This is a genomic window from Stenotrophomonas sp. YJH_SMC_21, assembly GCF_059369555.1.
The window spans coordinates 257,413-277,672 of the sequence record NZ_JCAFSU010000002.1; the positions used below are offsets into that span (position 1 = coordinate 257,413).

18 protein-coding genes are annotated in these 20,260 nt (G+C 67.0%); 6 read left to right on the forward strand and 12 right to left on the reverse strand.

Annotated features, from left to right (window positions below):
• Nucleotide 1 precedes the first annotated feature (1 nt).
• From pgaB to pgaD, 3 genes are read left to right on the forward strand one after another with little or no spacing between them, the layout of a single operon-like run.
• Nucleotides 2-1,888 carry a poly-beta-1,6-N-acetyl-D-glucosamine N-deacetylase PgaB gene (gene pgaB / locus AC5P67_RS04055; RefSeq protein ID WP_495214314.1) on the forward strand — a complete coding sequence of 629 codons (1,887 nt, stop codon included), beginning with the start codon at nt 2-4 and terminating at the stop codon, nt 1,886-1,888.
• Between the two features lies 1 nt (nt 1,889).
• On the forward strand, nt 1,890-3,146 hold the full coding sequence (gene pgaC / locus AC5P67_RS04060; RefSeq protein ID WP_005414000.1) for a poly-beta-1,6-N-acetyl-D-glucosamine synthase: 1,257 nt from the start codon (nt 1,890-1,892) through the stop codon (nt 3,144-3,146).
• Complete coding sequence (pgaD, locus tag AC5P67_RS04065) at nt 3,143-3,613, forward strand: poly-beta-1,6-N-acetyl-D-glucosamine biosynthesis protein PgaD (protein WP_005410359.1); 471 nt, start codon at nt 3,143-3,145, stop codon at nt 3,611-3,613. Before pgaC ends, pgaD begins: the two co-directional genes overlap by 4 nt.
• A 135-nt stretch (nt 3,614-3,748) precedes the next feature.
• On the opposite strand, the gene AC5P67_RS04070 is transcribed toward pgaD, so the two are convergent.
• The 11 genes from AC5P67_RS04070 to AC5P67_RS04120 all read right to left on the reverse strand — a co-directional run bounded on the left by AC5P67_RS04070 (nt 3,749) and on the right by AC5P67_RS04120 (nt 15,139).
• Nucleotides 3,749-5,020 carry a glutamate-5-semialdehyde dehydrogenase gene (locus AC5P67_RS04070; protein ID WP_005410360.1) on the reverse strand — a complete coding sequence of 424 codons (1,272 nt, stop codon included), beginning with the start codon at nt 5,018-5,020 and terminating at the stop codon, nt 3,749-3,751.
• The gene (proB, locus tag AC5P67_RS04075; protein ID WP_282255541.1) at nt 5,017-6,174 is read right to left on the reverse strand and encodes a glutamate 5-kinase; all 1,158 of its coding nucleotides are present in this window, start codon (nt 6,172-6,174) and stop codon (nt 5,017-5,019) included. The genes AC5P67_RS04070 and proB overlap by 4 nt, the downstream gene beginning before the upstream one ends.
• Nucleotides 6,175-6,185: 11 nt before the next feature.
• Nucleotides 6,186-6,449: a YciI family protein gene (locus AC5P67_RS04080; RefSeq protein WP_005414003.1), complete on the reverse strand. Its 264-nt coding sequence runs from the start codon at nt 6,447-6,449 to the stop codon at nt 6,186-6,188.
• Complete coding sequence (gene argH, locus AC5P67_RS04085; RefSeq protein WP_005414004.1) at nt 6,449-7,744, reverse strand: argininosuccinate lyase; 1,296 nt, start codon at nt 7,742-7,744, stop codon at nt 6,449-6,451. Before argH ends, AC5P67_RS04080 begins: the two co-directional genes overlap by 1 nt.
• Before the next feature lie 20 nt (nt 7,745-7,764).
• The gene (gene argC, locus AC5P67_RS04090; RefSeq protein WP_088430021.1) at nt 7,765-8,718 is read right to left on the reverse strand and encodes an N-acetyl-gamma-glutamyl-phosphate reductase; all 954 of its coding nucleotides are present in this window, start codon (nt 8,716-8,718) and stop codon (nt 7,765-7,767) included.
• Nucleotides 8,715-9,317 (reverse strand): GNAT family N-acetyltransferase, encoded by a 603-nt coding sequence (locus AC5P67_RS04095; protein WP_049418141.1) that lies wholly within the window; start codon nt 9,315-9,317, stop codon nt 8,715-8,717. The genes argC and AC5P67_RS04095 overlap by 4 nt, the downstream gene beginning before the upstream one ends.
• A gap of 3 nt (nt 9,318-9,320) precedes the next feature.
• On the reverse strand, nt 9,321-10,649 hold the full coding sequence (locus AC5P67_RS04100) for an acetylglutamate kinase (RefSeq protein WP_005410366.1): 1,329 nt from the start codon (nt 10,647-10,649) through the stop codon (nt 9,321-9,323).
• Between the two features lie 25 nt (nt 10,650-10,674).
• Nucleotides 10,675-11,763, reverse strand: a complete 1,089-nt coding sequence (locus tag AC5P67_RS04105; RefSeq protein ID WP_076739307.1) for an acetylornithine deacetylase — start codon at nt 11,761-11,763, stop codon at nt 10,675-10,677.
• 151 nt (nt 11,764-11,914) lie between these two features.
• Entirely contained in the window at nt 11,915-13,111 is a 1,197-nt protein-coding gene (locus tag AC5P67_RS04110; RefSeq protein ID WP_005410368.1) for an argininosuccinate synthase, read from the reverse strand.
• Between the two features lie 119 nt (nt 13,112-13,230).
• Nucleotides 13,231-14,241, reverse strand: coding sequence for an N-acetylornithine carbamoyltransferase (locus tag AC5P67_RS04115; RefSeq protein ID WP_005410369.1), 1,011 nt, complete (start codon nt 14,239-14,241; stop codon nt 13,231-13,233).
• A gap of 334 nt (nt 14,242-14,575) precedes the next feature.
• Nucleotides 14,576-15,139 carry a glycine zipper 2TM domain-containing protein gene (locus AC5P67_RS04120; protein ID WP_024958440.1) on the reverse strand — a complete coding sequence of 188 codons (564 nt, stop codon included), beginning with the start codon at nt 15,137-15,139 and terminating at the stop codon, nt 14,576-14,578.
• A gap of 187 nt (nt 15,140-15,326) precedes the next feature.
• On the opposite strand from AC5P67_RS04120, the gene cysS reads away from it, so the two are divergent.
• From cysS to AC5P67_RS04135, 3 genes are read left to right on the forward strand one after another with little or no spacing between them, the layout of a single operon-like run.
• Complete coding sequence (gene cysS, locus AC5P67_RS04125; protein ID WP_005414013.1) at nt 15,327-16,703, forward strand: cysteine--tRNA ligase; 1,377 nt, start codon at nt 15,327-15,329, stop codon at nt 16,701-16,703.
• A gap of 54 nt (nt 16,704-16,757) precedes the next feature.
• Complete coding sequence (locus tag AC5P67_RS04130) at nt 16,758-17,210, forward strand: SufE family protein (protein WP_005410372.1); 453 nt, start codon at nt 16,758-16,760, stop codon at nt 17,208-17,210.
• The gene (locus AC5P67_RS04135; RefSeq protein WP_005414014.1) at nt 17,207-18,454 is read left to right on the forward strand and encodes an MFS transporter; all 1,248 of its coding nucleotides are present in this window, start codon (nt 17,207-17,209) and stop codon (nt 18,452-18,454) included. Before AC5P67_RS04130 ends, AC5P67_RS04135 begins: the two co-directional genes overlap by 4 nt.
• Before the next feature lie 371 nt (nt 18,455-18,825).
• On the opposite strand, the gene dksA is transcribed toward AC5P67_RS04135, so the two are convergent.
• Entirely contained in the window at nt 18,826-20,055 is a 1,230-nt protein-coding gene (gene dksA, locus AC5P67_RS04140; protein ID WP_495214318.1) for an RNA polymerase-binding protein DksA, read from the reverse strand.
• Nucleotides 20,056-20,260: the final 205 nt, after the last annotated feature.

The following is a 20,260-nucleotide window of genomic DNA, read 5'->3' on the forward strand; positions in this document are numbered from 1 at the left end:
CATGGCCCGCATCCTGCGACTGATCGTGCTCCTGCTGCTGGCCGCCACGCCGCCGGCATTCGCGCAGCAGGCCCTGCATCTCGATGCCACTGACAACGGCCTGCTGATCCTCAGCTACCACGACATCCGCGACCGGGTCGCGGCCAAGGGAGACGCCGACACCTACGCGGTGAGCACGCAGAACTTCGCCGCGCACCTGGATTGGCTGGGGGCACACGGCTACCACCCGGTGTCGCTGTCGCAGGTGATCGACGCCTCCCAGGGACGCGCCACGCTGCCACCGAAACCGGTACTGCTGACCTTCGATGATGGCCTGCGCAGCGTCTACGACAAGGCGTTCCCGCTGCTGCAGGCGTACCGCTACCCGGCGCTGGTGGCAGTGATCACCGATTACGTGGACATGGCGCCCGGGCGCACGATCGACTATGGCTACCGGCCGTTCGGCCACGATGACTTCGTTACCTGGGCGCAGCTGAAGCAGATGCACGACAGCGGCCTGATCGAAGTGGCCAGCCATACAGACGACCTGCACCACGGAGTGCTTGCCAATCCGCAGGGCAATTCGACGCCAGCGGTGGTCACCCGCATCTACCGGCCGGCCACGCGCAGCTACGAGAGCGAGGCGCAGTACGAGCAGCGCCTGCGCGCCGATCTCGGCCGCAGCGTGCAGCGCATCCAGCAGCATCTGGGCGTGCGCCCGCGCGCCATCGTCTGGCCGTACGCGGCCTACAACCAGTTGAGCAACGACATCGCCGAACAGCTGGGCATGCCGGTGTCCTTCGATCTGGAAGGCCGCAGCACGCCAGTGGCCAGCGACCTGCATGGGCTGGCGCGCTTCCTGGTCAGCGACAACCCGACCGTGGAGGGCCTGGCCTACGAGCTGCGGCGCGACGTTGCGCTCGACGGCATCCGCGCGTTGCAGGTCGACCTGGATGATGTGTACGACCCGGACCCGGCGCAGCAGGGGCGCAACCTCGATGCGCTGATCGAGCGGGTCAAACGCATCTCGCCCACCCACGTCTACCTGCAGGCGTTCGCCGATCCGGACGGCAACAACACCGCCGATGCACTGTACTTCCCCAACCGGCACATGCCGATGCGCGCGGACCTGTTCAGCCGGGTCGCCTGGCAGCTGAAGTCGCGCGCGGGGGTGAAGGTCTACGCATGGCTGCCGGTGCTCGGCTTCGAGCTGCCCGACCCCGTGCAGCGCAAGGCACTGGCGATCCACAACGGCGATGCCGACGGCATGTACCGGCTGGACTTCACCAATCCGAAGGCACGCCAGATCATGCTCGACATCTACGAGGATCTGGCCGTCAACTCGTACTTCGAAGGCCTGCTCTTCCATGATGATGGCTACATGCGCGACACAGAACTGCCGACGCTGGCGGCCGGCGACGATGGCAGCGCTCGCACCCGGGCGCTGATCGACTTCACCCTGGCCCTGCGCGACAGTGCGCAGCGTTGGCGGCCGAAGCTGGCCACGGTGCGCAACCTGTACGCGGAGCCGGTACTGCGTCCGCAGAGCGAAGCCTGGTTCGCGCAGCGCCTGGACCTGTTCAACAAGGCCTACGACCAGACCGCACTGATGGCGATGCCGTGGATGGAAGGCAGCAGGCATCCGGAACGCTGGCTCGACCAGCTGCTGGCCGCGGTGCGTGCGCACGATCCCCAGTTGCAGCACACCCTGTTCGAACTGCAGACCGTCGATTGGCGCAGCGGGCAACCGATTCCCGCCGAGCGGCTGCGCGCGCAGATCCGCCAGCTGCAGGCGCAGGGCGTGCACCACTTCGCCTGGTACCCGGACGACTTCATCGCCAGCCAGCCTTCCACCCATGATGCCCGCGCGGCGATGTCCGCCGGCAACTTCCCGTACCCGGAGAAGTGACATGGACATGCACCCGCTGCTGCAGGTCCTGTTCCAGTTCGCCTTCTACTACCCGATGGTGATGGCGTTCTTCTGGATGTCGGGCGGCCTGTATTACTACTTCCGGCGCGAACGCCATTCGCGCCCACGCAACGACCCGCCGCTGATGGTCGATCCACCGTTCGCGAGCCTGTTGATTCCCTGCCACAACGAGTCCGCGAACCTCGACGACACACTCGGCGCGGCGCTGGCACAGCGCTATCCGGCCGACTACGAGGTGATCGCCATCGACGATGGCAGCAGTGATGACACCGGCGCCCGGCTCGACGTGCTGGCGGCGAAGCATCCGCGGCTGCGCGTGCTGCACCTGGACCGCAACCTCGGCAAGGCCAACGCGCTGCGCATGGGTGCGCTGGCGGCCCGCTCGGAGTACCTGGTGTGCATCGATGGCGATGCCATGCTGGAGGAACACGCCCTGCACTGGATGGTCTGGCACCTGGTCAGCGGCAACCGCGTCGGTGCGGTCACCGGCAACCCGCGCATCCGCAACCGTTCCACCCTGCTTGGACGCCTGCAGGTGGCCGAATTCTCCTCGATCATCGGCATGATCAAGCGCGCGCAGCGCGTGTACGGGCGCATCTTCACCATCTCCGGAGTGATCGCCGGCTTTCGCCGCACCGCCCTGCACCAGGTCGGCTGGTGGTCGGACGACATGGTGACCGAAGACATCGACATCAGCTGGCGCCTGCAGCGTGCGCATTGGGACATCCGCTACGAACCCAACGCGCTGTGCTTCATCCTGATGCCGGAAACGCTGAAGGGTCTGTGGCGGCAACGGCTGCGCTGGGCGCAGGGTGGCGTGGAAGTGATGCTGCGGCATGCGCGTTCACTGCTGCACTGGAAGGAACGGCGCATGTGGGGCGTACTGCTGGAGTACGTGCTGAGCGTGATCTGGGCCTACACCATGTTGTTCATCGTGGTGCTGTGGGTGCTGGGCAAGCTCATCGACATGCCGCCGCAGCTGTACATCGCCAGCCTGCTGCCGCAATGGCATGGCGTGATCCTGGCCCTGGTCTGCCTGATGCAGTTCGCCAGCAGCCTGATCATCGACCGTCGTTACGAAACACAGATTGGACGCAACTACTTCTGGGTCATCTGGTACCCGATGGCGTACTGGCTGATCAGTCTTTCCACCACCCTGGTGGCGTTGCCGAAGACCCTGCTGCGCCGTCGCAGCAAGCGCGCCACCTGGACCAGTCCCGATCGGGGGATCCGATGAACGCACAACGCCCGTCCAACCGCTTCGACTCGCGGATGATCCGCAAGCCGCATCGCCAACCACGCTTCCAGCGCACCGCCTGGGGCTTCGTCACCCTCGCGTTCTGGGGGTTCTACTTCTACCTGTGGGCACCGTTGGTGACCCTGTTCTCGTGGCTGATCGGCGGCCAGCTGGCCTGGCAGCAGCTGTACGAACGGCAAAGCCAGTTCGACCCCTATGTGCTGGTGGCACTGCCGCTGATGCTGCTGTGTGCCAGCGTGCTGCTGATCGGCTGGGCCGAGTACAACCGCGCGCGCTTCCGTGGCCACGAGCGACGCCTGCCGCGACCGCTGGCCAGCCTCAATGAAGTCGCGGCCGATCTGGGTGCCAGCACCGGCCTTGCCGAGCGCCTGCTGGGCTGCAAGGCCGCCACGCTGCACATGGACGATCACGCGCGGCCGATCGGTATCCGCCGCGAGGTGGTGTGACGCCCCGGTAGTCGCCGACCCGGGTCGGCGCTTGCTTGGGTAGCTGCCGACCCTGGTCGGCGCTTGGGCCTGGTGGGCGCCGACCTTGGTCGGCACCGGGGTCTACCGCGAAGGGCATCCGCGCATCGCGTGGATCTACTTGCGCGTCTGCCCTTCACCGCGCACGACGAATCGTTCGACGGTGAGTGCTTCCAGGCCCATTGGGCCGTACGCATGCAGGCGCGTGGTGGAAATGCCGATCTCGCTGCCCAGGCCCAGCTGTCCACCGTCGGAGAAGCGCGACGAGGCATTGACCATCACCACCGCCGAGCGCAGTGCGTTGACGAAGCGCTCGGCATGGCCGGCGTCTTCGGTGACGATCACTTCGGTATGGTCGGAGGTATAGGCACGGATATGCGCGATGGCCGCATCGAGGTCGTCGACCACCCGCACGGCCAGCACCAGGTCGAGGAACTCGGCAGCGTAGTCGTCTTCGCTGGCGGCGGTGCTGCCCGGCAGCAGCGGCTGCGCGTTCGTGTCGGCGCGCAGCTCCACGCCACGCTCACCGAGCGCCTGCGCCACGCGCGGCAGGAAGGCTTCGGCCACATCACGATGCACCAGCAGGGTTTCCAGCGAGTTGCAGGCCGACGGACGGCTGCACTTGCCGTCCACCAGAAGGTCGATGGCTTTGCCGAGGTCGGCGCTGGCATCCACGAACAGGTGGCAGACACCCTTGTAGTGCTTGATCACCGGCACCCGCGCATGCTCGGAAACGAAGCGGATCAGGCCTTCGCCGCCGCGCGGAATCGCCAGATCGATCAGTTCATGCAGCTGCAGCAGCTCCAGCATTGCTTCGCGGCGCAGGTCGGTCAGCACGGTCACTGCCGCCGCCGGTACGCCATTGGCCTGCAGGGCGACGGCCAGCGCCTGGGCGATGGCGGTGTTGGAGTGGACCGCTTCGGAACCACCGCGCAGGATCACGCCATTGCCGGCCTTCAGGCACAGCGCAGCCGCTTCGGCGGTCACGTTCGGGCGCGCCTCGTAGATCATCGCGATCACGCCCAGCGGCACGCGCACCTTCTGCACGCGGATGCCGTTTGGACGCACATCGTCGCGGGTGATCTGGCCGACGGGATCGGGCAGCGCGGCGACCTCACGCACGGCTTCGGCCATCGCGAACAGGCGTGCCGGGTCCAGCGCCAGGCGGTCGAGCATGGCACTGCCAATGCCTTTCTCGCGCGCAGCGGCAAGGTCGCGCGCATTACCGGCCAGGATCAGCCCGGCATTCACTTCCAGTGCCTGGGCCATTGCCAGCAGCAGCGTGCGGCGCGCCGCACTGTCGAGGCCGGCAACGATCTGGGCCGCGTCACGGCAGGCACGCGCCTGCGCTTCGATTTCGCTCATCGGGGAGTCCTTCAAACCGGTCATGGCAGCACCAGATCGTCGCGATGGACGACACTGCCACCGTAGTTGTAGCCCAGCACGGCCTCGATGTCGCGCGAATGGCGGCCGGCGATCCGGCGCACATCATCGGCCGCGTACTGGCTGACGCCGCGCGCCACGCAGACGCGGCCCTGTGGCGCGTTCCAGCACACCTGCACCATGTCGCCACGGCGGAACATGCCCTCCGCGCCGGTGATGCCGCCGGGCAGCAGCGAGGCGCCCTTCTCGCGCATCGCCTGCGCCGCGCCGGCATCGACCACGATCGCACCCTCGACCAGCGGCGCGTGACGCAGCCAATGCTTGCGGGCCGCCTCACGGCTGCGCGCGGCGTGGATACGGGTACCGAACAGGCGGTCCTGGGCCAGCGCGCGTACCACGTCACCGCTGCGGCCATTGAACAGATAGGTTTCGATGCCGAGACGACCCGCCTTCGCTGCCGCTTCCAGCTTGGTCCGCATGCCGCCGGTACCGGCGCGCGAGCCGGCGCCGCCGGCCATCGCCAGCACCTCGTCACTCAGTTCCGGCACGTCGTGCAGCGGCCGCGCGTCGGCCACGGTGCGCGGGTCGGCGCTGTACAGGCCATCGATATCGGTGGCGATGAACAGCGCATCGGCATCGACCAGCGCCGCCACCGTCGCCGCCAGGTTGTCGTTGTCGCCAAGCTTGAGCTCGTCCACCGACACGGTGTCGTTCTCGTTGACCACCGGCAATGCTCCCAGCCGCAGCAGTTCGTTGAGCGTGGCGCGGGCGTTGAGGTAGCGGCGGCGGTTGCGCAGGTCGTCATGGGTCAGCAGCACCTGCGCCACCGGGCGCTCGAAGAAGCGCTGCCAGAGCCCGATCAGCTGGGCCTGGCCGAGCGCAGCCAGCGCCTGCCGCGCCGCCATCGCCGCGCCAGGCTCATCGGCCCGCGGCAGGATCGCGCGCCCGGCAGCGACCGCGCCGGAAGACACGATCACCACCTCGCGCCCGGCCAGGACATTGGCCGAGACGAACTGCGCCAGGCCCAGCGCGTGGCGTGGTGACAGGCCGCCGCCATCGGCTGCCAGCAGGCTGCTGCCGACCTTCAGCACCGCACGCCGCCATGGCGGCAGCGCTTGTTCGGGGAACGGCGAGGCGACGTTGGCAGCGTGCGGGATCATCGGTCAGTGTCTCAGCGGGTGTTCCATTCGTGCACGGTCAGCTCGGAGGCCTGCATCGTCACCAGCGGATCGGTGGCGACGATGGCCTGCGCCTGCGCCAGGCTGTCCACGTTGCACAGCACATAGGCGCCACCACTGCCGTCGGCGAAACCACCGGTCAGCTGCAGCTTGCCCTGCGCCTGCAACGCATCGAGGAAATCGCGGTGCGGCTGCACCGCTGCATCGTTGAAGTCCGGCCGGCGCATCGCCATCACCAGGTAGACAGTGCCCGCCATCAGGACAGCGCCTGCCAGCGCGCGCGCAGTTCGTCCAGGCGCAGGTCGGCGGCCGAACCCGGCGACACGCGCGCGGCGAGGCTGCCTTCCGGGGTACGCCCCTGCCCTGCACTGTCGGCACCGGCCGCAGCGGCCTTGTAGGCCTCACGGAACGGCACGCCGGCCACGGCCGCTTCCACCGCCACGTCGGTGGCATACATGCCCGAATCGATGGCCGCACGCAGCTTGTCGTCACGCCATTCCAGGTTGGCCAGCAGCGCCGGCAGCAGCTCCAGCGCGGCCAGGCCACGGCCGAAGCCGTGGAAGATGGCACCCTTGGACGACTGCAGGTCGCGGTGGTAGCCCGACGGCAGCGACAGCAGCTGCTCGATCTCGGTGCGCGCTGCGGCGACGCTGGCGTGGGTCGCACGCATCAGCTCGATCACGTCCGGGTTGCGCTTGTTGGGCATGATCGAACTGCCGGTGGTGTACTGCGCCGGCAGCGCGACGAAGCCGAACTCGGCGCTGGTGAACAGCGACAGGTCCCAGGCGATGCGGCGCAGGTCCAGCGTGGCACCACCGAGCGCTTCCAGCGCGGCCAGCTCGAACTTGCCGCGCGACAGCTGTGCGTAGATCGGCGAGATCTGCATGCGCGCGAAACCGAGCGCGGCCGTGGTGTGTTCGCGGTCCAGCGGCAGGTTCACGCCGTAGCCGGCAGCCGTGCCGAGCGGATTGGCATCGACCAGCGCATGGGTGTCACGCGCGCGGATGGCATTGTCGATGAAGGCCTCGGCCCAGCCCGCCCACCACATGCCGGCCGAGGACACTACGGCGCGCTGGATGTGGGTGTAGCCGGGAATCGGCAGGTCCTTCTCGGCCTGTGCGCGGTCCAGCGCGACCTTGGCCACTTCGGCGCTGAGCTGTGCCACGCGCTGCAGCTTCTCCTTCAGCCACAGGCGGGTGGCGACCAGGATCTGGTCGTTGCGGCTGCGGCCGGTGTGGATCTTGCGGCCGGCATCGCCGAGGCGTTCGGTCAGGCGGGCTTCGATCGCCGAGTGGCCATCCTCATACTGGGTATCGAGCACGAAGCGGCCTTCGCGGAAGTCCTGCGCCAGCACCTCCAGTTCGCGCAGCAGGCCGTCCAGCTCGTCGGCACTGAGGATGCCGATGTGCTGCAGGCCTTGTGCATGTGCGGCGCTGGCGGCGATGTCATGCAGGAAGAACTCGCGGTCGAGGATCACGTCGTCGCCGGCGAGGAAGGTCTGGATCTGGGCGTCGACAGCGACGCCGGGCTTCTGCCAAAGAAGGTCTGCCATGGGGGCTCCGGAAGGCGTGTTCAGTGCGGGATGGACATCAGTTCGTCGATGCCCAGCGCGAGGTTGAGGTTCTGCATGGCCTGGGTGGCCGCGCCCTTGAGCAGGTTGTCCAGGGTCGCCACCACGACGACCCGCTTGCCGCCCGGGGCCAGGGTGAAGCCACCGACCTGGGCACCGTGGCGGCCGGCGATGCGACTGACCCACGGCGCTTCATCCACCACGTCGATCAGGGGTTCGCCGGCATAGGCCTGCTGGAAGCGCTCGACGATCTGTTCGCGGGTCTGCACGCGGTTCAGCCACAGGTTGGCGGTAAGCGTGATGCCCCGGAAATGCGGCGCGACATGTGGCATGAATTCAACAGCCACGCCCAGCTGCACCGACACCTCCCGCTCGTGCACGTGGTTGGTCAGCGCGTAGGGCATCAGGTTGTCGGCCAGCAGTTCGACGTTGTTCTTGTCCGACGGCGTGGTACCGGCGCCGGAGTAGCCGGAGACACCGAAGCACTGCGGCGGACCGGCCAGCAGGTCCAGCAGCGGATGCACCGCCAGCTGCATCGCCGTGGCATAGCAGCCCGGGTTGCTGATGTGCTTCTGGCCGTTGTAGCGGCCGCGGGTCAGCTCCGGCAGGCCGTAGTACCAGCTGTTGTCGAAGCGATGGTCGGCCGAGAGATCGACGATGACGGTGTCCGGCTTCGCCGCTTCCAGCGCAGCCACGAACGGTGCGGCCAGGCCATTGGGCAGGGCCAGGATCACTGCGTCCACACCCTTGGCCGCCACCGCGTCGGCGTCCAGGTTCTCGTACTGCAGATCGCCCTGGAATTCCGGGTGATGGTCGGACAGGCGCTGCCCGGCGCGCTCGCGCGAGGAGACGAAAGCCAGTTCCAGCCGCGGATGGGCGGCCACCAGCTTGATCAGCTCGGCGCCGGTATGGCCGCGGGCACCGACGATGCCAAGGGTAAAGGTCGAATCGTTCATGCGTGGCTGTCCAGGCGGTACTGCAGGTGGCGCTTCACGCCCTGCCATTCCGCGTCGATGATGGAGAAGATGACGGTGTCGCGCGGCGTGCCGTCGGCATGCCGCTTGTGGTTGCGCAGCACGCCATCCTGCTTGGCGCCGAGGCGGGCGATGGCAGTGCGCGAGGTGGCGTTGAACCAGCTGGTTTCCAGCACCACGCTGATGCAGCCCAGCGTTTCGAAGGCGTGCTGCAGCAGCAACAGCTTGGCTTCGGTGTTGGCACCGGTGCGCTGCACGCGCGGCGCATACCAGGTGTAGCCGAGGCTGAGTTTCGGCACACCGGCATCCATGTCATAGAAACGGGTACTGCCAACGATTCCGCCAGCCGCATCACGGATCACGAACGGCAGCACCTTGCCTTCGCTCTGCGCCTGCAGCGCGGCCCGCACATAGGTCTCGGCCTGTTCCGGCGACGGCACCTGGGTGTACCAGAGCTGGTCCAGGCCGCTGCCTTCAAGCGCATCGCGCAGGCCGGGCACGTGTTCCATCTGCAGCGGCTGCAGGGTTACGTGCTGGCCGCGCAGGGTGGGAACCGTGTTCCAGGCATCGAGGTTGCTCATTGCTCAGCCCTGCAGGCTCGGGGTGCGCTGCGCGCAATGATCGACATAGGTCTTGATCCGGTCGATGCCATCGGCACCGAACCAGAATACCTTCCAGTGGTCCTGCTTGTAGCAGCCGTCGGATTCGGCGTAGTAGAAGTGATTGATCGGGTTGCCATGGCGCGAGCGCCAGAACAGCTGCGGCGTCTCCTCCAGCATCACGTTCCAGACCGCACGGCCCAGGCCCTCGCCCTGCGCGTCGTCGAGCACGGCGAACTTGTCCAGGTACACGCCCTCTGCCTCGTCGGTGAGGATGACCGCGGTGCGGTAGTTCTCGCTGACGTAGGCACGCAACAGCTTGGTCTTCTCGAAATAGTCCGGCACCAGCGCGCGGCCGAAGCTGGATTCGATCAGGCCCTTCAGGCGCGGCAGGTCCAGTTCGTTCCAGGCGGTGGCGCGCAGCACCTTTTCACCCTTGCGCACCAGCGTGCCCGAACCCTTGTGGGTGAACAGTTCCTTGGCCAGGTCGGCCGGGCGCGTGATCGACACCGACGATTCCAGCGGCAGGCGGTCGAGCAGATCCTTGATCTGTTCGATCTTCACCTTCATGCCGCCGTGGATCCACGGCTGCGCGATCAGGTGGTCGTACTCGGTGGACAGGTTGATCGAATCGATCACGTTGCCCGCCTCGTCCAGCAGGCCGCCCGTGCCGGTCAGGAAGATGATCTTGTACGGCTGCAGTTCCTGTACCAGCTCGTTGGCGGCGAAGTCGGCGTTGACGTTGAGGATCTGGCCGCCGGCGGTCTCGCCCAGGCTGGTGATGACCGGGATCGAGCCGGCGCGCAGGCTGGCCTCGATCGGTGCCAGGTTGACCTTCTTCACCTCGCCGACCAGGCCGTAGGTATCCACATCCAGGTACTCGGCTTCGAACACGCCGCCGGTGATCGAGGTGGCGCGCGCGCCGTTCTGCTGCAGCGCCTCGACCAGCCGCAGGTTGGACTGCTGGAACACCCGGCGCACGATCGCCAGCGCTTCCGGCGAGGTCACGCGCAGGCCGTTCACGGTCTGCTTCTCGATGCCGGCGGCCGACAGTTCGGCATCCAGCTGCGGGCCGGCGCCGTGCAGCACGATCGGGGTCAGCCCGACTTCCTGCAGGAACGACAGCGAAGAGGTCAGCGCGTCGAGGTCGTCGCGCAGCACCGCGCCGCCGACCTTGACCACGGCGAAGCGCTTGGCATCCAGCTGCGAGAAGCGCTTGAGGTACTGGCTGATCTCCTTCGCGCTGGCCATGCTGGAAAGCAGGCGCACGATGGTCTGGCGGGTCTGGCGATGGGGCTGGAGGGCAGGAGACATTTCGGTTTCGTCGGAAAGGGAAGAATCAGGCGCCGGCGGCGATGATGCGGTGCACGGCGTCGGTGTAGCGCTGCAACTGCTCCAGCGTCACGAACTCATCGGCGGTGTGGGCCTGGGCGATGTCACCCGGGCCGAACACCAGCGTGGTGTAACCACCGGCCGAGAACAGCGAGGCCTCGGTCCAGAAGTCCACCGCGTTGCCGATCGGCAGTTCCAGCGCATCGGCCACGTCACGTGCCAGCAGGCGGCGGTTCTCGGCTTCGGCGATGTCGCCGGCCGGCAGGCTGGGGCCACGGAAGGTTTCGGTGAATACCGCCGCTTCCGGCTCGGCGAAACCGGCGAAGGTGGCCAGCAACGCGTCGATGTTCATCGACGGCAGCGGACGGAAGCCGAAGCGCACTTCGGCAGCGGGCGCGATCATGTTGGCCTTGATCCCGCCTTCGACGCGGCCGATGTTGAAGCGCAGGCCCGTCAGCCCACCGAAGCGCGCCGATGCCAGCGATTCCACATGGTCCAGCGCGCGGTTGCCCCAGCGCATCGCCTGGTGCAGCGCGCTGGCAGCCGCATCCTGCTTGCCCGAGGCGTGCCCTGCACGACCGGTGAACTGCATCAGCACCGAGCTGATGCCGCGATGCGCCAGCACCGCTTCGCTCATGGTCGGCTCGGCCACCAGCACCGCTTCGTACGGCAGGCCACGGGCCAGGAACGCGGCGATGCAGCGCGGATCGTTGGCTTCTTCATCGCTGGAGAACAGGAACGCGGCATCACCATCGCTGGCATTGGCCGCAGCCACCAGTGCAGCGGCCGCGCCCTTGATGTCACACACGCCCAGGCCGACCACGCGGTCGTCCAGGCGCCGCATCACATGCGGGTCGGCACTCCAGTGCGGCGAGTCCGGCACCGTATCCAGGTGCACGTTGAACAGGTACTTCGGCGTACCACGCACGGCGTATAGGCTGACCGCGCCCGCGCCATGGTCGATCACCTCGACGTTGAAGCCGGGCAGGTTCGCGCGCAGGTAATCGAAGATGCCACCGGTGGTGATCGCACGCGGCGGGTTGCGGGTGTCGAAAGACACCAGGGCCTGCAGGTGATCGAGCGTCTGTTCAAGCATGTGTCTGAATATCCGTAGGGTTCGAAATCGGTAGTGCCGGCCGCTGGCCGGCTCCGCAATGATCCAGCCGTGCCACGAGCCGGCCAGCGGCCGGCACTACCCTCCATCGACGTTGCGAGGCGCCGGCCAGCGGCCGGCACCCCGTCACAGGTCAACCACGATTGACCTGCGCATAGACAGTGGAGCTCATCCCGAACAGCTTGATGAAGCCTTCGGCCTCTTCCACGCCCCAGTCGGCCGACTGCGCGTAGGTGGCGCCCTTGGTGTTGAGCAGGTGCGGCGACTTCACCGCCACTGCATCGACGCGGCCACCGCGGGTTTCCAGCACCACTTCGCCGTTGACCTTGGCCTGCGAGGACTTCAGGAAGGCTTCGATGTCGGTCTTCAGCGGGTCGTGGTAGAAGCCTTCGTACACCAGCTCCACCCACTTGCGCGCCACGTCCGGCTTGAAGCGGTTCTGCTGCTTGGTCAGCACCGCATCTTCCAGCGCGCGGTGTGCGGCCAGCAGCGAGACCAGGCCCGGGGCCTCGAACACGATGCGGCCCTTCAGGCCGATCACGGTGTCGCCGGTGTACACGCCGCGACCGACACCATACGGGGCGAACAGCTTGTTGAGCTGGGCCAGGATCTGGTCGCCCGGCAGCGCCTTGCCGTTCAGTTCAACGGCTTCGCCTTCAACGAACTTCAGGGTGACGGTCAGCGCCTGCTCCGGCCACTCGCTGCGCGGTGCGCACCAGCCACGAGCGCCCTCGCCCGGGGCTTCCCAACGGTCGATCTCGCCGCCGGACATGGTCAGGCCCAGCAGGTTCTCGTTGATGGTGTAGGCCTGCTGCTTGGCGCGCACGCCGAAGCCGCGCTCTTCCAGGTACTTCTGCTCGTAGGCGCGGGTCTGGGTGTGTTCCTTCTGGATCTCGCGGATCGGCGCGATGATCTGGTAGTCACCCAGCGCCTTCACGGCCAGGTCGAAGCGGACCTGGTCGTTGCCCATGCCGGTGCAGCCGTGGGCGATGATGTTGGTGCCCAGTTCGGCGGCACGCTTCAGCGCGGCATCGACGATCAGGTAGCGGTCCGAGACCAGCAGCGGGTACTGGCCCTGGTAGCCTTCGCCGGCCCACACGAACGGCTTGACGAAGCCTTCCCAGATGGCCGGGCCACCGTTGACGGTGACGTGGCTGGTCACGCCCAGTTCGGCGGCGCGCTTCTCGATGAAATCGCGCTCTTCATCATCCACGCCGCCGGTGTCGGCGAACACGGTGTGCACGTTGTAGCCGCGCTCCTGCAGGTACGGCACGCAGAAGCTGGTATCCAGGCCGCCGGAGAAGGCGAGAACGACGTCTTTGTTGCTCATGGGAGTCAGGTCCACTTGGGGGATGGGAATTCGGTAGAGCCGACCGTTGGTCGGCTGGAATGTTGGATGCGCCGCTGCGGGAGCAGCCGACCAACGGTCGGCGCTACCCCTTGCTCGATCTAGCGCCCGGCAACCGCCGCCATGATCGCCTTCTGTACGTGCAGGCGGTTCTCGGCTTCGTTGATGGCGATGCACTGCGGCGAATCCATCACCGCGTCGGTGGCCTTCACGTTCCGGCGCAGCGGCAGGCAGTGGCTGAACACACCGTTGTTGGTCAGTGCCATCTTCCGCTCGTCCACGATGAAGTGCTTGAACTGGTCGCGGATCGGCTTCTCCGGCTCCCAGTTGCCGAAGAACGGCAGCGCGCCCCAGCTCTTGGCGTAGACCACGTCGGCGCCGGCGTAGGCGCTGTCGATGTCATGGCTGATCTTCAGCGAACCGCCGCTCTCGGCCACGTTCTGCTCGGCCCAGCCCATGTAGCGATCGTCGAGGATGTAGTCGGCGGTCGGGCACAGCAGGGTCACGTCCATGCCCATGCGGGTGGCGATGGTCAGTGCCGAGTTGGCCACGGCGGTGTTCAGCGGCTTGGGGTGGTAGGTCCAGGTCAGCACGTACTTCTTGCCACGCAGGTCCTGGGTGCCGAAGTGCTCCTGCAGGGCCATGACGTGGGCCAGCTCCTGGCACGGGTGGGTGATGGTCTCCATGTTGATGACCGGCACCGGCGAATACTTGGCGAAGCTGTTGAGGACGATGTCCTGGCGGTCGTAGGCCCAGTCGATGAACTTGGGGAACGCACGCACGGCGATGATGTCGCAGTAACGCCCCAGCACCTTGGCCACTTCCGCAATGTGCTCCTCGGTATCGCCGTCCATCACCGTGCCGAGGTTGAACTCGATCGGCCACGCATCCTTGCCCGGCTGCAGCACCACCGCGTGGGCGCCGAGCTGGAACGCGCCCAGTTCGAAGCTGGTGCGGGTGCGCATGGAGGGGTTGAAGAACACCAGCGCGATCGACTTGCCCTTGAGCTGGTCGCCGAGCTTGTTGCGCTTGAACAGCGCGGCCTGGGTCAGCAGCGCGTCAAGATCGCTGCGGCTCCAGTCCTGGGTGTTCAGGAAGTGCTTGGGGGACATCATCTTTCCTTGCGTGGCGGCGCCGGGTTCGACGCGGTGGAAGGGAAAAGCAGGAAGCAAAGGTGGATCGAAAAGGTTGCAGTTGCAGCTTTCAGCACATGCATTTTTGAAGCGCGGAAACGAAAAAACCCAGCCGGCGGGCTGGGTTTTTTTCGGACGAACAGCAGAAAGCTCCGGTTACCCAGCGAGGATGTGGGGTTCCGGTCGACGCGCACGCGAGGTCATGCCCGACGCCTGTCGGGCTGCGCTGCTGTCGTGCTGGAAGTCGGTGAGCTTCATGGCCGCCAATCTTTGCATGCGGCCGGGGCCGACGCAAGGGGCCGGGGTCGCAGAATCAGGGATTACCGGCGGCGCCCTGCTCGGGGCCGACCCAGGGGGTGATCGAAACCCGGATCTTCAGCCGGTTGCCGGGGTCTTCCGGCAGGCGCGACCGGTACTTGGTGCCCTTGTAGACGTAATCCACGTCATAGGCGATCGGCCGGCGGAATTCACGCCCGACCGGCACGATGCGGCAGTCGCGGGTCAGCATCGGGCCGTTGTTGGCCGGTGCCGGGGCAGGCGTCTCGGCGGCGGTCTCCTCGGAGACCTCTTCATCGCTGCGCTTGAACATCGAGCGCACCGAGTCCCAGAAGCGGCTGATCCGGCCCTTGTCCTCGACCGGCTCTTCACCGGTGACGTTGACCGGGGCCAGGGTGCGGGTCGAGATCGGCTCGCAATGCTCCTCGGTGCGGGTCGCGCGCAGGGTCTGGAACACCGGCTCGACGTTCAGCACCTGCGCATAGTCGAACTTCACGTTCTCGACGATCACCACCCGGTTGCGCGGCTCGGCCTCCTGCGCCTGGGCCACGGCGGCCGTCGCCGACAGGCAGGCCAGGGTCAGCAACGCGGTGGATTTCAGTGGCGACGGGAGCAAGGACACGGCAATAGTGTAGGCAGTGACGAGCGCAAGGGGCTGAACATTACCCGTCCACGCCGCTCCTGCCCACCCCACCTTGGGTGGAGCCGGCGTCCACCGGTGGCAATCGGCGCCCCAAAGCGGGCCGACACGTTCTAAAATCACAGGCTTGTCCCCCAGCCACAGCCCCATGACCCTGCGCCTGCACAACAACCTGACTCGCCAGCTCGAACCGTTCACCCCGCTCGATCCGGCCTGTCCGACCCTGTATGTGTGCGGCCCCACGGTCTACAACTACGTGCACATCGGCAACGCCCGTGGCCCGGTGGTGTTCGGGGTGCTGGCCGATCTGCTGCGGCGGCGTTTCGGTGGCCTGCGCTACGCGCGCAACATCACCGACGTGGACGACAAGATCAACACCGCTGCACGCGAGCAGGGGGTGCCGATCAGCACCATCACCGACAGGTTCGCCGCCGCCTACCGTGAAGACATGGCCGCGCTGGGCGTGGTGCCGCCGGACATCGAGCCGGAAGTGACTGCGCACATGCCGCAGATCATCACCATGATCGAGCAGCTGATCGCCAATGGTCATGCCTATGCCGCCGAAGGCCATGTGCTGTTCGCGGTGGCCAGCTTCGACGGCTACGGCAAGCTCTCGCGACGCGATCCGGAAGAGATGCTGGCCGGCGCCCGCGTCGATGTCGCCCCCTACAAGCGTGATCCGGGCGATTTCGTGCTGTGGAAGCCGTCCAGCGACGACCTGCCCGGCTGGGAATCGCCCTGGGGCCGCGGCCGCCCGGGCTGGCACATCGAATGCTCGGCGATGGCGGCCGCCCATCTGGGCGAGACCATCGACATCCATGCCGGCGGTGTCGACCTGCAGTTCCCGCACCACGAGAACGAGATCGCGCAGAGCGAATGCGCGCATGGCGGCAGGATCTTTGCCCGCTACTGGCTGCACAACGGCATGCTCAACTTCGGCGGCGCCAAGATGAGCAAGTCGCTGGGCAACATCGAGCGCGTACACGACCTGGTGCGCCAGCATCCGCCGGAAGCGCTGCGTCTGGCCCTGCTGTCGGCCCATTACCGGCAGCCGCTGGACTGGTCCGATGGCCTGATCGAGCAGTCGGTGCGCACCCTGGACCGCCTGTACGGCACGCTGCGCGAGCTGGCGTCGATCGAAGCCAGCGCGGTGATCCCGGCCAGCGTCGAGGCGACCCTGGATGACGACCTGAACACCCCGCAGGCGCTGGCCGAAGTGGCCCGCATCGCCGCCGATGCACGCCGCGCCACCGACCCGGCCGAACAGGCACGGCTGAAGGGCGAGCTGCTCGGCGCCGGCCTGGCGCTGGGCCTGCTGCAGGCCGATCCGGCGCAGTGGTTCGGTACCGCTGCGGGCGACGGCGGCGACGATGCCCGCATCCAGGGCCTGATCGACGAGCGTGCTGCGGCCAAGAAAGCGCGTGATTTCGCCCGTTCCGATGCCATCCGCGACCAGCTGGCCGCCGAAGGCATCGTGCTGGAAGACACCCCGCAGGGCGTGCGCTGGTCGCGCAAGCGCGGCTGACCTGCCCTGCCCCGTGGCCGGCCCGCCGGCCACGCCCCCACTGCAGAGACTGTTGTGACCGACTCCCCGTTCCCGCTTGAACCTACCGCCGCCGAGGCCCAGACCGCCATCGCCGAGGAATTCGGCTTCTTCGGCGACTGGTCCGAGCGCTACCAGTACCTGATCGACCTCGGCCGCAAGCTGCCCGCCTTCCCGGACGAATGGAAGACCGAAGAGCACCGCCTGCTCGGCTGCCAGTCGATGGTCTGGATCGTGCCGGAAGGCAACGCGCAGTCGCTGCGCTTCCATGCCATCAGTGATTCGGCCATCGTTTCCGGACTGATCTTCCTGGCCCTGCGCGTGTACTCCGGGCGCTCGGCACAGGAAATCCTGGACACCGAGCCCAGCTACATCCAGGACATCGGCCTGGCCCGTCACCTCTCCCCCACCCGCAGCAACGGCGTGGCGGCGATGCTGGCCTTCATCCGCGAGACCGCGCAGGCCCAGCTGCAGCGCGACCCGTCGTGAGCGAGCCTGCCACAGCCGAAGACACCGCGCTGGGCCTGCTGTCCCGGCCCGGTTTCGCCAAGCTGCTGGCCTACCGCATCTTCGCGATGCTGTCCTACCAGGTGGTGGCGGTCACCGTCGGCTGGCACATCTACGAAGTCACCCGCAATCCGTTCTCGCTGGGCCTGGTCGGCCTGGCCGAGGTGCTGCCGTTCTTCTGCGTGGCGCCGTTCGCCGGCTATCTGGTCGACCACCTGCCGCGCCGTCGGCTGGGCATGGTCGCCTGTTCCGGGCTGATCGCCACGGCGCTGGTGCTGACCGGCGTTGCGACGGGTTGGCTGCCGTTTGAGGGCGTGTGGCCCATCTATGCGGCCATCGCCCTCACCGGCATGGTCCGTGCGTTTCTTTCGCCCATCTACAACGCGCTGTTCGCCCGCGTGCTGGCCCGCGACCAGTTCGCGCGTGGCGCCGGACTGGGTGCCGTGGTGTTCCAGGCCGGCATGGTGGCCGGCCCGGCGCTGGGCGGCGTGCTGGTCGGCTTCGGCGGCAAGGGCCTGTCCTACGCGGTGGCTACGGCCTTTGCGCTGGTGGCGATGGCCTGCCTGGCCACGCTGAAAGTGGAGGAGCCGGTGCACACCGGTCCGGCCGCGCCGATCTTCAAGAGCATCGCCGAAGGCGCGCGATTCGTGGTCGGCAACCGGATCATGGTCGGCGCGATGGCGCTGGACATGTTCTCGGTGCTGCTGGGCGGCGTGGTGGCGATGCTGCCGGCCTTCCTGCACGAAATCCTGCACCACGGCCCCGAAGGCCTGGGCATCCTGCGCGCGATGCCGGCGCTCGGTTCGGTGTGCGTGGGCCTGTGGCTGGCCCGCCACCCGCTGCACCGCAATGCCGGCCGCGTGTTGCTGTTCGCGGTGGCGGGGTTCGGCCTGTGCGTGATCGGCTTCGGCCTGTCGCAGCACTTCTGGCTGTCGGCGCTGATCCTGCTGTTCTATGGGGCCTTCGATGGCGTTTCGGTGGTGATCCGCTCGACCATCCTGCAGTTGGCCACGCCGGAAGAAATGCGCGGACGGGTGTCGTCGATCAACGGCATCTTCATCAGTTCGTCCAACGAGCTGGGCGCGTTCTATGCCGGCACGATGGCGCGTCTGCTGGGGCTGGTGCCTGCAGTGGTGCTGGGTGGGTTTGCGGTGCTGAGCGTGGCCGGGATCACCGCGTGGAAGAACCCGACGCTGCGGAAACTGAATTTGCGTGATCTGCAGTGACCCTGCGGAGAGCGCGTTCGGCGGCGCCGGGCGTTTGACTGGCCACGTCACTTTCCCTCGATGAATGGGTTTGTCACTTTCTTTGCGCGCGCAAAGAAAGTAACCAAAGAAACGCGCCGCCATCCGCGAGCCGGTGCTGCGCACCGGTGCCCTGCGCTCCTCGGTGAATCAGGGGACGGCGCCGAACTCGCTGCGCTCAAACAGCGGCGCCTCTTCGCCCCCGATTCCCCTGCGGTGCTCGGCTCGCTACAAGGCGGACCCAAGTCAACGGCCACAACTGCCCGTGCCAGCCACGGTCGCTTACCAACGATCCCCCAACAAAAAACCCGGCCAAGGCCGGGTTTTTCGCATGACCAGACAACGATCTGGAATCAGTCGCCCTGCTGCTTCTGCAGGTGCTCCCAACGCTCCTGGGCGTCGATGGTGCGTTCGGCAGTGAGGCGCGCTTCCAGGCGCTCCAGGCCGATTTCCTCGCCGGTGTCGACGCAGTAACCGTAGTCGCCCGCTTCCAGGCGCTTCAGGGTGCTGTCGATCTTGCCGATCAGCTTGCGATAGCGGTCGCGGGTACGCAGTTCCAGCGAGTTCTCGGTCTCGCGGGTCGCACGCTCGGCTTCGTCGCCGATATCACGCACTTCCTCGCGCAGGTTCTCGATGGTCTGCTTGGACTCTTCCACCAGGTCCGCGCGCCAGTTCTGCAGGCGCTGGCGGAAGTACTCCTGCTGCAGCGGGCTCATGTATTCCTCTTCCGAGGACGGCTTGTAGCCAACCGGCAGGATCGGGCGGCCAGTGGCCTCGTCGGTCTTGTACTCGACCACCTTGTACTTGCTGCGCGGGGCCGGTGCCGCCGAGCGGGCGGCGACGGCCACGGCAACCTTGCCGACAGGGCGCGACACGGTCTTCGGGGCGGAATCGGATTTCACGGCGGTTTTGGCAGGCGATTTCGAAACGGGCACGGGATTCTTGGATTGCGGGGCCTTCGAGGCGGCAGGAGCGGCGGCCGGGGCCGGCTTGGAGGCCGGTTGGGCTGCTGCCACTGCCACGGTCTTGGCCGGGACAGGCTTGGCCGGAGCCGGCTTGGCAGCAGGCTTCGGTGCGGACTTCACTACTGGGGCCGGGGTCGGCTTTACGGCCGGCGCGGCAACATTCTTGGCAACCTTCTTTACAGCGGCAGGCGTGGCGACCGGCTTGGCCGCAGCGACCTTCTTTGCTGCGGGCTTGGCGACCGGCTTGGCTGCAGCCTTCTTCACCACCGCCTTCGGCGCCGGCTTGGTTGCTGCCTTCTTCGCCACTGGCTTGGCGGCAGCCTTCTTCACCGGCGCGGCCTTGCTGGCGGCCTTCTTCACCACCGGCGCCTTCTTGCTGGCAGCGGCAGGCTTGGCCTTGGCGGGCGCAGCAGCCTTCTTGGCCACCGGCTTGGTTGCCTTGACCGGCGTTTTCTTTGCGGTGGCCTTCCTGGCCGCCGGTTGCGAGGACGCTGCCTTGGTCGCCGGCTTGCTGGCCGATTTCCTGGCAACGGGCTTTGCCGCCAACTTCTTCACAACAGGCTTGGCGGTTTTCTTGGCGGCCGTTGCGGCCTTCTTTGCAGTTTTTTTAGCAGCCACGAAACGCTCTTCCTTGGATTCCCCGGGGCCCGGGAAAGCGGGCCTTTATAGCCTACCCGACCCGCAGCAGCAACCTCGGCACCCTGCTCCATTCAGTCCTGGAGTCAAGGCGCCCTTGGAGGCAGTCCGACGAACACGGACCGCCTTGCGCGGTACGGAACCTGGCCAGCACCCGCAGGTGCTGGTACCGGTCGCAGGCCATCGG

Bases quoted from the DNA above. Each gene is read 5' to 3' on its own strand.
- pgaB (WP_495214314.1), top strand. From the start codon at position 2: ATGGCCCGCATCCTGCGACTGATCGTGCTCCTGCTGCTGGCCGCCACG.
- pgaC (WP_005414000.1), top strand. From the start codon at position 1,890: ATGGACATGCACCCGCTGCTGCAGGTCCTGTTCCAGTTCGCCTTCTAC.
- pgaD (WP_005410359.1), top strand. From the start codon at position 3,143: ATGAACGCACAACGCCCGTCCAACCGCTTCGACTCGCGGATGATCCGC.
- AC5P67_RS04070 (WP_005410360.1), bottom strand. From the start codon at position 5,020: ATGACCGGTTTGAAGGACTCCCCGATGAGCGAAATCGAAGCGCAGGCG.
- proB (WP_282255541.1), bottom strand. From the start codon at position 6,174: ATGATCCCGCACGCTGCCAACGTCGCCTCGCCGTTCCCCGAACAAGCG.
- AC5P67_RS04080 (WP_005414003.1), bottom strand. From the start codon at position 6,449: ATGGCGGGCACTGTCTACCTGGTGATGGCGATGCGCCGGCCGGACTTC.
- argH (WP_005414004.1), bottom strand. From the start codon at position 7,744: ATGGCAGACCTTCTTTGGCAGAAGCCCGGCGTCGCTGTCGACGCCCAG.
- argC (WP_088430021.1), bottom strand. From the start codon at position 8,718: ATGAACGATTCGACCTTTACCCTTGGCATCGTCGGTGCCCGCGGCCAT.
- AC5P67_RS04095 (WP_049418141.1), bottom strand. From the start codon at position 9,317: ATGAGCAACCTCGATGCCTGGAACACGGTTCCCACCCTGCGCGGCCAG.
- AC5P67_RS04100 (WP_005410366.1), bottom strand. From the start codon at position 10,649: ATGTCTCCTGCCCTCCAGCCCCATCGCCAGACCCGCCAGACCATCGTG.
- AC5P67_RS04105 (WP_076739307.1), bottom strand. From the start codon at position 11,763: ATGCTTGAACAGACGCTCGATCACCTGCAGGCCCTGGTGTCTTTCGAC.
- AC5P67_RS04110 (WP_005410368.1), bottom strand. From the start codon at position 13,111: ATGAGCAACAAAGACGTCGTTCTCGCCTTCTCCGGCGGCCTGGATACC.
- AC5P67_RS04115 (WP_005410369.1), bottom strand. From the start codon at position 14,241: ATGTCCCCCAAGCACTTCCTGAACACCCAGGACTGGAGCCGCAGCGAT.
- cysS (WP_005414013.1), top strand. From the start codon at position 15,327: ATGACCCTGCGCCTGCACAACAACCTGACTCGCCAGCTCGAACCGTTC.